Raw genomic sequence first — 12949 nt, 5'->3', positions numbered from 1 at the left:
TGGATCAGACCCAGGTGTCCAGCCACATCCGCGACCGCCAGTCGTCGATCGGGATGGCCTGGCCCGTGTACAGCGGCCAGAAATAGATGAAGTTCCAGGTGATCAGGAGGACCAGGACGCCCGCGGCCGTGGCGCCCGCGACGCGGCGGGTGTCGGTGGAGCGGGGCGGGCCGATGATCGCGCCGAGGAGCATCGCCACCGCCAGGCACAGGAACGGCAGAAAGACGACGGCGTAGAAGAAGAAGATCGTGCGTTCCTGGTACATGAACCAGGGCAGGTAGCCGGCCGCGATGCCGCAGGCGATGGCGCCCGCGCGCCAGTCGCGGCGGAAGAACCAGCGCCACAGGACGTACAGCACCGCGAAACAGGCGACCCACCACAGCAGCGGAGTACCGAGGGCGAGGACCTCGCGGGCGCACTTCTCGCCCGCGTCGGCCGGGCAGCCGTCCTTGCCGGGCGCCGGGGACTCGTAGAAGTACGACACCGGGCGGCCGAGGACGAGCCAGCTCCACGGGTTGGACTGGTACGTGTGCGGCGAGGACAGCCCGACGTGGAACTCGTACACCTGGTGCTCGTAGTGCCACAGGCTGCGCAGCCAGTCGGGCAGGAAGGTCCAGCTGCCGCCCTGGCCGTCGGTCGCGGCCCAGTTGCGGAAGTAGCCGCCCTTGCCGTCGGTGGCGGAGAGGATCCAGCCGGTCCAGGACAGGACGTAGGTGACCAGGGCCACCGGGACCGTGGCCAGGAACGCCAGGCCCGTGTCGCGCTTGAGGACCGCCGTGTACGGGTAGCGGGCACCGGCGACGCGGCGCGAGCCGACGTCCCACAACACCGCCATCAGGCAGAACGCGGCCAGGATGTACAGGCCGTTCCACTTCGTGCCGATGGCCAGGCCCAGCATCAGGCCGGCCGCCCAGCGCCAGGGGCGCAGGCCCAGGCGGGTGGTCTCGGCCGTGTGCCGGTCGGGCCGGGCCCGGCCGTCCTCGTCCACCGGCAGCGCGGCGGCGAGTCTCGCGCGGGCCTTGTCCCGGTCGACCAGCAGACAGCCGAACGCGGCCAGCACGAAGAACATCAGCACGCCGTCGAGCAGGGCCGTGCGGCTCATCACGAAGTGCAGGCCGTCCACCGCCATCAGCGCACCCGCGAGACACCCCAGGAAGGTGGAGCGGAACAGGCGGCGGCCGATCCGGCACAGCAGCAGCACGGACAGCGTGCCGAGCAGCGCCGTCATGAACCGCCAGCCGAACGGGTCGAACCCGAACATCAGCTCGCCGAGCCCGATGACGTACTTGCCGACCGGCGGGTGCACCACGTACGCCGCGTCCGTCGGGATGGTCACGTGCGAGCCCGACGACAGGACCAGGTCGTTGGCGTTCTTGTCCCAGCTGACCTCGAACCCGCGGTGGACGAGACCCCACGCGTCCTTGGCGTAGTACGTCTCGTCGAATATCACCGCCCTGGGGTTGCCCAGGTTCCAGAACCGCAGCACACCCGCCAGCAGCGTCACGAGCAGCGGGCCGATCCAGCCCGACCAGCGCACCAGCCGTCCCGCGAGCGCGGGCGGGACGCCGAGCGCCGCCCACAACCGGGGGCCGGGCTCGGTGTACGGCGGCACCAGGCGCTCCCGGACGTCGTCGGCGTCGCTTCTGGGCCGGCCCTGGTAGCCGAAGCGGCGCAGCCGCTGCTGCCAGGACGTCCGCTGCTCGAGCGGCGCCTGGCCCTGCCGGGTGTCCGTGGAGGACGCGGTACTGGTCACCGCGCCATCGTAGGGAACCGTTCTGTGTGAGTCCCGTGCATGGCCGGTATGCGTCCGCATCCTCCGCCCCTGGGAGGAGTCCGGGGCCGCCCGCCCTGGGAGGATGGGAGCGTGATCGGAACCCTCGTACTCGCAGGCACCCCCATCGGCGACATCGCGGACGCCCCGCCCCGGCTCGCCGAGGAACTGGCCGGAGCCGATGTCGTCGCCGCCGAGGACACACGGCGGCTGCGCCGGCTGACCCAGGCCCTCGGCGTCACACCCAGGGGGCGGGTGGTGTCGTACTTCGAGGGCAACGAGTCCGCCCGCACGCCGGAGCTGGTCGAGGAGCTGGTGGGCGGGGCGCGGGTGCTGCTGGTGACCGACGCGGGGATGCCGTCGGTGTCCGACCCGGGGTACCGGCTGGTCGCCGCCGCGGTCGAGAGGGAGGTGCGGGTCACCGCCGTGCCCGGGCCGTCCGCGGTGCTCACCGCGCTCGCGCTGTCCGGGCTGCCCGTCGACCGGTTCTGCTTCGAGGGGTTCCTGCCGCGCAAGGCAGGGGAACGGCTGGGGCGGCTGCGGGAGGTCGCCGACGAGCGGCGGACGCTCGTCTACTTCGAGGCCCCGCACCGGCTCGACGACACGCTGTCGGCCATGGCCGAGGTGTTCGGCGCCGAGCGGCGGGCGGCGGTGTGCCGGGAGCTGACCAAGACGTACGAGGAGGTACGGCGGGGCGGGCTCGGGGAGCTGGCCGCGTGGGCCGCGGAGGGGGTGCGCGGCGAGATCACCGTGGTGGTCGAGGGGGCGCCGCAGAAGGGGCCCGAGGAGGTCGGGCCCGAGGAACTGGTGCGGCGGGTCCGGGTGCGGGAGGAAGCGGGGGAGCGGCGCAAGGAGGCCATCGCCGCGGTGGCGGTGGAGGCGGGGGTGCCGAAGAGGGTCGTCTTCGACGCGGTGGTCGCCGTGAAGAACGCCGGTGGGTGAGCCGGGTCAGGGGTGAGGGCCGGAGTGGCTCGCGGGGTGCGTGTGGTGCGGGTTGAGCGCGCCCGCACGGCGGAGCCGCACGTCGATGTGGCCCCGCGCCCTCGACAGGGGCGCTGAACCCCCTCTGAGCAGGGCGCTTTTCGTTTGAGCGTGCGCCCCATGGGTGGGCAAAGCAGAAGGGGCGCAGGGGCAAGGGACGCCCAAATCGGGGCCAACAGTCGACAGGTCTGCTGCCATCGGTCCGGCCGGGGAGTCCACTGGGTTGCGGGGGCGGCATCGCCCTCACGCCACAGCGGACCAACAGGAGCTGGCATGAGTGAGATCGCAGGGCAGACCGGGCTCCGCGCCGGTGCGACCGCAGTCGTCAACGAGTCCTACTCCTTCGCCTGCATGCGGTGCGGGCACGGCTGGGAGCAGTCCTACGAGATAGAGCACCACACGGACGCCGCGGGTCACGAGTTCGTCCTCTACGTGGCCGACGGCAAGGTGGTGCCCTCCCCGTTGAGCAAGCCCGAATGTCACCACTGCGACAGCCACGTCGTGCGGATCATGCGGCCCGGGCGGGTCGCGTCGGCGCGCGACGCGGCGCACCAGCCGTCCCGTGTACCGCCGCCCGCCGGGCCCGCGGAGGCGCCCACCGCGGGCGCCGAGGCCGGGGCGAAGGCCGGCCAGGAGCAGCGCGAGCCCCACCACTGGCACCTGTCCGACCTGTTGCACCCCTTCCAGCGCAAGGCGAGCTGACCCGTCCGGCTTCCCTTGTCGACGCCCTCCCCGGTCCTCCCCCATCGGGGAGGGCGTACCCCTTTCGTAGGATCGGGGCATGCCTTCGAACGCCTCCGGCCGCCAGGACAAGAACGCGGCCCCGCCCCTTCCGGAGCCCCTCCGGGTGCCGGTCGCCGATTCCCACACCCACCTGGACATGCAGTCCGGCACGGTCGAGGAGGCGCTGGCCAAGGCGGCGTCGGTCGGAGTGACGACGGTCGTGCAGGTCGGCTGCGACCTCAAGGGCTCGCGCTGGGCGGCCGAGACGGCGGCGGCCCACGCCGCCGTCCACGCCACGGTCGCCCTGCACCCGAACGAGGCGCCCCGGATCGTGCACGGCGACCCCGACGGCTGGTCGCGGCAGGGCGCCCGCGAACCCGGCGGCCCGGCGGCCCTGGACGAAGCGCTCGCCGAGATCGACCGGCTGGCCGCACTGGAGCAGGTCAAGGGCGTCGGTGAGACCGGCCTCGACTACTTCCGCACCGGGCCCGAGGGCAAGGAGGCGCAGGAGCGGTCCTTCCGCGTCCACATCGAGATCGCCAAGCGGCACGGCAAGGCCCTGGTCATCCACGACCGCGAGGCCCACGCCGACGTCCTGCGCGTGCTGAAGGAGGAGGGCGCCCCCGAGCGGACCGTCTTCCACTGCTACTCCGGCGACGCCGAGATGGCCGAGATCTGCGCGAGCGCGGGCTACTTCATGTCCTTCGCCGGCAACGTCACCTTCAAGAACGCCCAGAACCTGCGGGACGCGGTGGCCGTGGCCCCGCTGGAGCTCCTCCTCGTGGAGACGGACGCGCCCTTCCTCACCCCGGCGCCCTACCGCGGGCGGCCCAACGCCCCCTATCTGGTGCCGATCACGGTGCGGGCCATGGCGGAGGTGCGCGGCGTCGACGAGGACACGCTGGCCACGGCGCTCGGCGCGAACACCGCGCGGGCCTTCGGCTACTGACCTCGGCCGCACTACTGTGCGTAGTCGCGTCGCTTTGGAGAGTGACGGCCGCTCCGCTAGGTTCTGGGGGCCCGATCCGGACCCCTCTGGACCCCCTCCGGCCCCTGGAGCGCGTCGGCGTGAGCAACTCGCGGTACGAGACGTACGAGACGTATGGCCCGGCCTACGCCGACCCGGCGTACGGCCGTTTCGACGCGCCGCCGGCTGACCTGCACAACGCCGAGACCCTCGGCCACGGGGCGCCCGGCGCCTACGAGGACACCTATCGCCCCGCCTATGAGGCCCCGACCCTGCCCGGGCTGCCCCGGCAGGGCGCCCCGGCCGGCGAGCCCGCGGGGCCCGCCGGCCGGGGCGTGGGTGCGCGCGCCGGGTCACGAGCCGCGGCGCGCACCGGCTCGCACCGCAGGTCCACGCGCCGGCGCAAAGCCCGCTACGCCGAGCGCCCGGACAGTCCCATGCGGCGGCTGATCCCGCAGGCGCTGGTCGTGGCCTTCCTGGCGGGTGGCACCACGGCGTTCGTCGCCAAGGACAAGGCCATCGAGCTGAACGTCGACGGCAGGACGCGCACGCTGCACACCTTCGCCGACGACGTCACCGAACTGCTCGCGGAGGAGGGCGTCGAAGTCGGCGCCCACGACGTGGTGGCACCTGGGCCCGGCACGGAGCTCGCCAGCGGCGACGAGGTCGCCGTGCACTACGCCCGTCCGGTACGGCTCACCCTCGACGGACACCGGCGCGAGGTCTGGACGACCGCCCACACGGTGGAAGGGGCGCTGCGGCAGCTCGGTGTGCGACAGGAGGGCGCGTACGTCTCCACGCCCCGCTCGAGGCGCATCGGGCGCGAGGGCCTCGCCCTGGACGTGCGGACCGAGCGCACGGTCACGATCATGGCGGACGGCCGCGCCCGCACGGTGCGCACCAGCGCGGCGACCGTACGGGAGGCCGTCGAGGAGGCCGGGATCACCCTGCACGGCCAGGACACCACCTCGGTCCCGCAGGGCAGCTTCCCGCGTGACGGGCAGACCGTGACGGTGCTGCGGATCACCGGCGGCAAGGAGGTCCGCGAGGAGCCGATCCCGTTCCAGGTGCGGCGCACGGACGATCCGGCCCTGTTCCGCGGCACGGAGGTCGTGGAGCGCGCGGGCGAGCCGGGCCTGCGCCGGATCACCTTCTCCCTGCGCACGGTCAACGGCGTCAGACAGAAGCCGCGTCGGATCAGGTCCGAGGTGGTGCGCGCGCCACGCCCGCAGATCGTGAAGGTCGGTACGAAACCGCGCCCGGTGTCCGTTCAGGGCGCCGACCACCTCGACTGGCAGGGCCTCGCGGCCTGCGAGTCGGGCGGACGCCCGGACGCGGTCGACTCCTCGGGCACCTACGGCGGCCTCTACCAGTTCGACACCCGGACCTGGCAGGCCCTCGGCGGCAGCGGCCGCCCCCAGGACGCCCCGGCGGCGGAACAGACGTACCGGGCGAAGAAGCTGTACGTGCGGCAGGGAACCAGTCCCTGGCCGCACTGCGGGGCGCGGCTGCGCGGACCGGGCGGACCAGGGGGAACCTGAGGGGCGACCGGGCCCCCGTACCCTTGTCCCGTGACCAGCAGCCCCACCCCCGACGCCCTTCTGGGCCCCGCCGACATCCGCGAGCTCGCGGCAGCCCTCGGCGTACGCCCCACCAAGCAACGCGGACAGAACTTCGTGATCGACGCGAACACCGTCCGCCGTATCGTCCGCACCGCACAGGTCCGCCCCGACGACGTGGTCGTCGAGGTCGGCCCGGGGCTCGGGTCGCTCACCCTCGCGCTGCTGGAGGCCGCCGACCGGGTCACGGCGGTGGAGATCGACGACGTGCTCGCCGGCGCGCTGCCCGCGACCATCACGGCCCGCATGCCCGAGCGCGCCGACCGGTTCGCCCTGGTCCACTCCGACGCCATGCACGTCACCGAGCTGCCGGGCCCCGCCCCGACCGCGCTGGTCGCCAACCTCCCCTACAACGTGGCCGTCCCGGTCCTGCTGCACATGCTCGACACCTTCCCGAGCATCGAGCGCACCCTCGTCATGGTCCAGGCGGAGGTCGCCGACCGGCTCGCCGCCCCGCCCGGCTCGAAGGTCTACGGCGTCCCCTCGGTCAAGGCCAACTGGTACGCCGAGGTCAAGCGCGCCGGTGCCATCGGGCGGAACGTGTTCTGGCCGGCGCCCAACGTCGACAGCGGCCTGGTCTCCCTGGTCCGCCGGAGCGAGCCGCTGAGGACGACGGCCTCGAAGCGCGAGGTGTTCGCCGTCGTCGACGCCGCGTTCGCCCAGCGCCGCAAGACGCTGCGGGCCGCGCTCGCCGGCTGGGCCGGATCGGCCGCCGCGGCCGAGGAGGCCCTCGTCGCCGCCGGGGTCTCGCCGCAGGCCCGGGGCGAGTCGCTGACCGTGGAGGAGTTCGCGCGGATCGCCGAGCACAAGGCGAACCGGCACGAGGAGAAGGAGCCCGCGTGAGCGTCACGGTCCGCGTCCCCGCCAAGGTCAACGTCCAGCTGGCGGTCGGCGCCGCCCGCCCCGACGGCTTCCACCCCCTGGCCAACGTCTTCCTCGCCGTCGGCCTCTACGACGAGGTCACCGTCACCCCGGCCGACGAACTGCGCGTCACCTGCGACGGCCCGGACGCCGACCAGGTCCCCCTGGACCGCACGAACCTGGCGGCGCGCGCGGCGATCGCGCTGGCCGAGCGGTACGGCCGCAGTCCCGACGTGCACCTCCACATCGCCAAGGACATCCCCGTCGCCGGCGGCATGGCGGGCGGCAGCGCGGACGGCGCCGCTGCCCTGGTGGCCTGCGACGCGCTGTGGCAGACCGGCGCCTCCCGCGGCGAGCTCCTCGACATCTGCGCCGACCTGGGCAGCGATGTGCCGTTCAGCCTGGTCGGCGGGGCGGCCCTCGGGATCGGGCGGGGCGAGCAGCTGACGCCCCTGGAGGTCGGCGGCACCTTCCACTGGGTGTTCGCGATGGCCGGGCGGGGTCTGTCCACCCCGGCGGTCTTCCGCGAGTTCGACCGGCTCGGCGAAGGAACGGACATCCCCGAGCCCGTCGCCTGCGAGGAACTCCTCGCCGCCCTCGCCAAGGGCGACCCGGACGCGCTCGCCGCCGCCGTCTCCAACGACCTTCAGCCCGCCGCCCTCTCCCTCTTCCCCGAACTCGCCGGCACCCTGGCCGCGGGCCGGGCCGCCGGCGCCCTGGCCGCACTCGTCTCGGGCTCCGGCCCGACCACCGCGTTCCTGGTCCGCGACCCCGAGTCGGCCGCCACGGTGGCCCAGGCCCTGCTGGCGTCCGGGACGTGCCGGACGGTGCGCACGGCGTCGGGCCCGGCGCCCGGGGCGACGATCGCCGGGCGTTGATCACGTGCCCCGGCCGCGGCCGGGCGCCCAGGCTCCCCCCGTCGTTTCAAGAGGGAGGCACAGGAGTGCGGGAACTGGTCGCGGCCGTACGGCGCGGGGACGTGGACGAGGTCACGGCGCTGCTGGAGTCCGGGGCCGACCCCGACACCCCCGAGGGGACCGACGGCCTCCCGGTCCTCTGCATGGCCGTGGCCGCGTACGACCTGCCCGTCGCCGCGGCCCTGCTCCAGGCCGGCGCCGACCCCCTGCGCCCACTGCCCGACGGGAGCACCCCGCTGACGCGGGCGGTGGACGGCGGATCCCACCTGCTGATCCACGCGCTCGCCACCGGCCGGATCCCGCTCCCGGCGCCGGCGCGCGCAGAACTGCTGGCCCGGGTCCGGCGCTGGGCCGAGGCGGGCGCGGAGGCCGAACTGCGCCGCGTCACCGGCCACACCGGGCCCGTCGAGCGGGTCCGGGTCGAGGACGACGAGATCGGCTGGTGGTCCGAGCAGCTCACGCTCGGCGGGAGGACCGTGCGCGACGAGCACCGGGCGGTGCTCACCTCCACGGAGGCCCGCTACGGCATCCGCACCCCCTTCGGCGAACTGGTCGCGCGCGCCCTCGCCCACCCCGACCGGGGCCACGTCGTGTGGTGCGACGTGGTGTCCACGCTCGGCCGGCGGGCCGACGAGGAGACCTGGCAGGGGAGCCGGGACCTGCTCAACCACCCCGACCGGCTGCACCGCCTGCTCGCCGCCGACCTGCTGCTCTCGCTGATCCTCGGAGACGCCACGGGCGACGCCCCGTTCTGGGAACGGGGGCGGGAGCTCGTGCCCTGGGCGGAGCAGGAGCAGGATCCGGAGGTGCTGGCGGTCCTCCTCCACGCGATGACCCACGACAGCGCCCCGGAGATCGAGGCCGTCGGGCTCTCGCACCTCACCCACCCGGACCCGAGGGTGCGCGCACTGGTGCCGGAGACCGTGCACCGCCCCGAGAGCCTCACCACCGTGCTGACCCTGGCCCATGACGAGGACCCCGGCGTACGCGGGGCGGTGTGCCACTGGCTCGCCCACCACCGGGGACCCGAGCCCGAGGTGGGGGACGCGCTGGTCGCGCTCACCCATGACGAGCGGCAGTCGATCCGCCTCTGCGCCGTGTCCGGACTGGCCGTGCGCGACGACCCGCGCTGCGTGGAGGCCGAGCACCGCATCGGCCCCGTGGCCGGGGAACTGCGCGGCGACGAGCGGCTGCTGGACGTGTGGCGCTACCAGCGCCGCATGGAGGCCGCGGCCGACGCGTGAACCGCCCGGCCGGAGCACCCCGCCGCGCGACTACCCTGGAGGGTCGATCCATCCCCCTTGGCAGGAGAGTAATGGCCGTCAACCTGGTCAATGTCGAGAACGTCAGCAAGGTGTACGGCACCCGCGCCCTGCTCGACGGCGTTTCCCTCGGCGTCTCCGAAGGGGACCGCGTGGGTGTCGTCGGCCGCAACGGCGACGGCAAGACCACGCTCATCCGCATGCTCGCCAAGCAGGAGAGCGCCGACACGGGGCGGGTCACGCACTCCGGCGGGCTCCGCCTCGGCGTGCTCACCCAGCACGACTCCCTCGACCCCGGGGCCACCGTCCGCCACGAGGTCATCGGCGACATGGCCGACCACGAGTGGGCGGGAAACGCCAAGGTCAGGGACGTGCTGACCGGCCTGTTCGGCGGGCTCGACCTGCCCGGGTTCCCCAAGGGGCTGGACACCGTCATCGGCCCGCTGTCCGGTGGTGAGCGGCGCCGCATCGCGCTGGCCAAGCTCCTCATCGAGGAGCAGGACCTGCTCGTCCTGGACGAGCCCACCAACCACCTCGACGTCGAGGGCATCGCCTGGCTGGCCAAGCATCTGCAGAACCGCAGGTCGGCGCTGGTGTGCGTGACCCACGACCGGTGGTTCCTCGACCAGGTGTGCACCCGCATGTGGGACGTCCAGCGCGGCGCCGTCTACGAGTACGAGGGCGGCTACTCCGACTACGTCTTCGCCCGGGCCGAGCGCGAGCGCATCGCCGCCACCGAGGAGGCCAAGCGGCAGAACCTCGTCCGCAAGGAGCTGGCCTGGCTGCGCCGCGGGGCGCCCGCCCGTACGTCCAAGCCGCGCTTCCGCGTCGAGGCCGCCAACGAGCTCATCGCGGACGTACCGCCGCCCCGGGACAGCAGCGAGCTGATGAAGTTCGCCTCCACCCGGCTGGGCAAGACCGTGTTCGACCTGGAGGACGTCACCGTCCAGGCGGGCCCCAAGATCCTCCTCAAGCACGTCACCTGGCAGCTCGGGCCCGGTGACCGGATCGGCCTGGTCGGCGTCAACGGCGCCGGGAAGACGTCCCTGCTGCGCGCCATGGCCGAGGCCGCCAGGTCCGGTGGCGAAACCCAGCCCGTCGGCGGACAGGTCCGCGTCGGCAAGACGGTGAAGCTGGCCTACCTCTCCCAGGAGGTCGCCGAACTCGACCCCGCCACGCGCGTACTGGAGGCGGTGCAGCAGGTGCGCGAGCGCGTCGACCTCGGCAAGGGGCGCGAGATGACCGCCGGGCAGCTGTGCGAGACGTTCGGCTTCACCAAGGAGAAGCAGTGGACGCCCGTCGGCGACCTGTCCGGCGGTGAGCGCCGCCGGCTCCAGCTGCTGCGCCTGCTCATGGACGAGCCGAACGTGCTCTTCCTCGACGAGCCCACCAACGACCTCGACATCGAGACGCTGAACCAGCTGGAGGACGTGCTCGACGGCTGGCCCGGATCGATGATCGTCATCTCCCACGACCGGTTCTTCATCGAGCGCACCACCGACCGGGTGTTCGCGCTGCTCGGCGACGGCGCCCTGCGGATGCTGCCGCGCGGCATCGACGAGTACCTGGAGCGGCGCCGGCGCATGGAGGAGGCCGCGGCCGCCTCGGCCCCCGCCGCCGTCGCGCAGTCCGCGGCCCCGGAGAAGAGCGCCGCCGACCAGCGCGTCGCGAAGAAGGAGCTCCAGAAGATCGAGCGGCAGCTCGACAAGGTCTCCGAGAAGGAGGCCAAGCTCCACGCCCGGATCGCCGAAAACGCCACGGACTTCGCGAAGGTGGCCGAACTGGACGCCGAGCTGCGGGAGTTGGCCGGACAGCGCGAGGAGCTGGAGATGCGCTGGCTGGAACTCGCCGAGGACGCGTGAAGGGTGCGTGAAGACGCATAACGACGGCATCACGGGCCGGTCCGCCCTTGGGAACAGGGGGCGAGACGGCCCGGTCGCTGTCGGAACCTGGTGATACAAAGAGTCGTCTTAGAACTTTATGAAGCGACTCTGAGCCCATTTCGTATCTCAGGGTGTGGCTAAAAATCAGTGATCGAACGGGGGAGCCGCTGATGACTCAGCCGCCCAGTCAGCCGCCGCACGGTGGCTTCGGAGCACCGCAGAACCAGCCGCCGCAGGGCGGTGGTTACGGGGCACCGCAGACTCCGCCGCCGCCCCAGGGCCCGCCCCAGACGCCGCCGCCCCCGCAGGGCCCGCCGCAGCCGGGATACGGCTACCCGCAGCAGCCGCAGCAGCCGGGCCCCTACGGGCCGCCGGGACAGCCGGGGCCGTACAACCCCGGCCCCTACGGCCAGCAGCCCGGCCCGTACGGCCAGCCCGGTTACGGCTACCCGCAGCAGCCGCAGTACCCCGGTGCGCCCGGCACCCCGCCCGGAGGCGGCTCGGGCAACCCCTTCAAGGGCAAGCCGGCCATCATCATCGGCGCGGCCGTCGCCGCGCTGCTCGTCGTCGGCGGCACCGTGTGGGCCGTCACCGGTGATGACGACGGCAAGGGTGAGAAGAAGCCGGTCGCCCAGAAGACCGACGACGCCAAGCCCGCCTCCTCCGCCCCGGTCAACCCCGGCGACGGCGGCGGCGACGGCGGCGAGGACCCGGAGAACCTCAACGAGGGCCGCCAGGCCGGCGAGGCCAAGGTCCTCTGGTACAAGGAGGCGCCCGACGCCCCCGGTTCCGGCGCCGACGCCCCGGGCATGTGGATCACCGGCAAGACCGCGGTGAAGGCCGCCTACAAGCAGCTCTTCGCCTACAACGTCGGTGACGGCAAACCCGCCTGGGACGCGATCACCTTCCCGCAGAAGATCTGCGCGACGACTCCGCAGAAGACGTCCGACGACAAGATCGTCGTCGCGTACATGAGCGGCAGCAGCGACCGCGCCAAGTGCAACCAGCTGCAGGAGGTCGACCTCGGCACCGGCGAGAAGGGCTGGAAGAAGCAGGTCGCCGACGGCGCCCTGTTCGACTCCACGCTCTCCGTCGAACTGTCCATCACCGGCAAGACGCTGATGGTGGGCCGCTCCCAGTCCGGCACGGCCTACGACGTCACCAACGGCGACAAGCTCTTCGACAAGAAGCGCTACGGCAACGCCTGCTTCCCCGCCGCGTTCGCCGGTGGCGAGAAGCTGATCGCCGTCTCCTCCTGCGGCGCGGGCACCGACAAGGAGCACGACGAGGTCCAGGAGCTCGACCCGAAGACCGGCAAGGCCAGGTGGACCCAGCCGTTCGACAAGGGCTGGCGGGTCGCGCGCACCTACTCGGTCAGCCCCCTCGTCGTCTACAGCACCAACGAGGACAAGAAGGCCTGGAACATCTCCACCTTCACCTCCGGCGGCAAGTTCCGCTCGCAGGTCGGCTTCGACGAGGACTTCGCCCCCGAGTGCGGCTGGGCGATCCTCGAGCGTGACCTCACGGGCTGCCAGGGCGTCGCCGTCGACGACTCCACCCTGTACCTGCCGACCGAGGCCACCACCGGCGCCAACGAGATCGTCGCGGTCAACCTCGCCACCGGCAAGGAGAAGTGGCGCGTGAAGTCGCCCTCCGACGAGTCGATGCTGCCGGTGAAGACCGAGGGCGGCAAGCTCATCGCCTACGTGGAGCCGTCGTACGACGCGGGCGGGCAGATCGTGTCCATCCCGACCGGCGGCGGCAGCCACAAGCCGTCCAGGCTGTTGCAGAACCCGCAGGGTGCCGCGGACATCGAGGACAGCTTCTTCTCCAAGGACATCGACTGGGTCGACGGGCGCTTCTACATCTCGACGACCCGGCTGAGCGGGAACGACGAGACGAAGGAGAAGTTGATGCTCGCCTACGGCAAGTGACTCTTCCTCCTTCCGAACTCCCCCCGTCGCC

At 72.8% G+C, this 12949-nt stretch carries 10 protein-coding genes; 9 read left to right on the top strand and 1 reads right to left on the bottom strand.

The window, feature by feature from the left end:
• Window positions 1-4: 4 nt before the first annotated feature.
• Window positions 5-1753: a phospholipid carrier-dependent glycosyltransferase gene (locus ACFY9E_RS22805; protein WP_390986991.1), complete on the bottom strand. Its 1749-nt coding sequence runs from the start codon at window positions 1751-1753 to the stop codon at window positions 5-7.
• Between the two features lie 111 nt (window positions 1754-1864).
• On the opposite strand from ACFY9E_RS22805, the gene rsmI reads away from it, so the two are divergent.
• The 9 genes from rsmI (at window position 1865) to ACFY9E_RS22760 (ending at window position 12918) form a co-directional block, all read left to right on the top strand.
• Entirely contained in the window at window positions 1865-2713 is an 849-nt protein-coding gene (gene rsmI / locus ACFY9E_RS22800) for a 16S rRNA (cytidine(1402)-2'-O)-methyltransferase (protein ID WP_390986989.1), read from the top strand.
• 312 nt (window positions 2714-3025) lie between these two features.
• Window positions 3026-3454, top strand: coding sequence for a hypothetical protein (locus tag ACFY9E_RS22795; RefSeq protein ID WP_390986986.1), 429 nt, complete (start codon window positions 3026-3028; stop codon window positions 3452-3454).
• Between the two features lie 79 nt (window positions 3455-3533).
• Window positions 3534-4424, top strand: a complete 891-nt coding sequence (locus ACFY9E_RS22790; RefSeq protein WP_390986983.1) for a TatD family hydrolase — start codon at window positions 3534-3536, stop codon at window positions 4422-4424.
• A gap of 119 nt (window positions 4425-4543) precedes the next feature.
• Window positions 4544-5983 (top strand): ubiquitin-like domain-containing protein, encoded by a 1440-nt coding sequence (locus tag ACFY9E_RS22785; RefSeq protein ID WP_390986981.1) that lies wholly within the window; start codon window positions 4544-4546, stop codon window positions 5981-5983.
• 30 nt (window positions 5984-6013) lie between these two features.
• A complete protein-coding gene (gene rsmA, locus ACFY9E_RS22780) occupies window positions 6014-6904 on the top strand; it encodes a 16S rRNA (adenine(1518)-N(6)/adenine(1519)-N(6))-dimethyltransferase RsmA (protein WP_390986978.1) in 891 nt (296 codons plus the stop codon).
• Window positions 6901-7800, top strand: coding sequence for a 4-(cytidine 5'-diphospho)-2-C-methyl-D-erythritol kinase (locus tag ACFY9E_RS22775; RefSeq protein ID WP_390986976.1), 900 nt, complete (start codon window positions 6901-6903; stop codon window positions 7798-7800). The genes rsmA and ACFY9E_RS22775 overlap by 4 nt, the downstream gene beginning before the upstream one ends.
• A 65-nt stretch (window positions 7801-7865) precedes the next feature.
• Window positions 7866-9083 (top strand): hypothetical protein, encoded by a 1218-nt coding sequence (locus tag ACFY9E_RS22770; protein WP_390986973.1) that lies wholly within the window; start codon window positions 7866-7868, stop codon window positions 9081-9083.
• A 71-nt stretch (window positions 9084-9154) separates the two neighbouring features.
• On the top strand, window positions 9155-10963 hold the full coding sequence (locus ACFY9E_RS22765; protein WP_390986970.1) for an ATP-binding cassette domain-containing protein: 1809 nt from the start codon (window positions 9155-9157) through the stop codon (window positions 10961-10963).
• A 191-nt stretch (window positions 10964-11154) separates the two neighbouring features.
• A complete protein-coding gene (locus ACFY9E_RS22760; protein ID WP_390986967.1) occupies window positions 11155-12918 on the top strand; it encodes a PQQ-binding-like beta-propeller repeat protein in 1764 nt (587 codons plus the stop codon).
• Window positions 12919-12949: the final 31 nt, after the last annotated feature.

The organism is Streptomyces sp. NPDC012466 (genome assembly GCF_042955215.1).
Classification (GTDB): Bacteria; Actinomycetota; Actinomycetes; order Streptomycetales; family Streptomycetaceae; genus Streptomyces.
The sequence above is the reverse complement of the archived record's forward strand: the minus strand, read 5'-3'. Positions and strand labels throughout refer to the sequence as shown.

Bases quoted from the DNA above. Each gene is read 5' to 3' on its own strand.
- ACFY9E_RS22795 (WP_390986986.1), top strand. From the start codon at position 3,026: ATGAGTGAGATCGCAGGGCAGACCGGGCTCCGCGCCGGTGCGACCGCA.
- ACFY9E_RS22790 (WP_390986983.1), top strand. From the start codon at position 3,534: ATGCCTTCGAACGCCTCCGGCCGCCAGGACAAGAACGCGGCCCCGCCC.
- ACFY9E_RS22765 (WP_390986970.1), top strand. From the start codon at position 9,155: ATGGCCGTCAACCTGGTCAATGTCGAGAACGTCAGCAAGGTGTACGGC.
- ACFY9E_RS22760 (WP_390986967.1), top strand. From the start codon at position 11,155: ATGACTCAGCCGCCCAGTCAGCCGCCGCACGGTGGCTTCGGAGCACCG.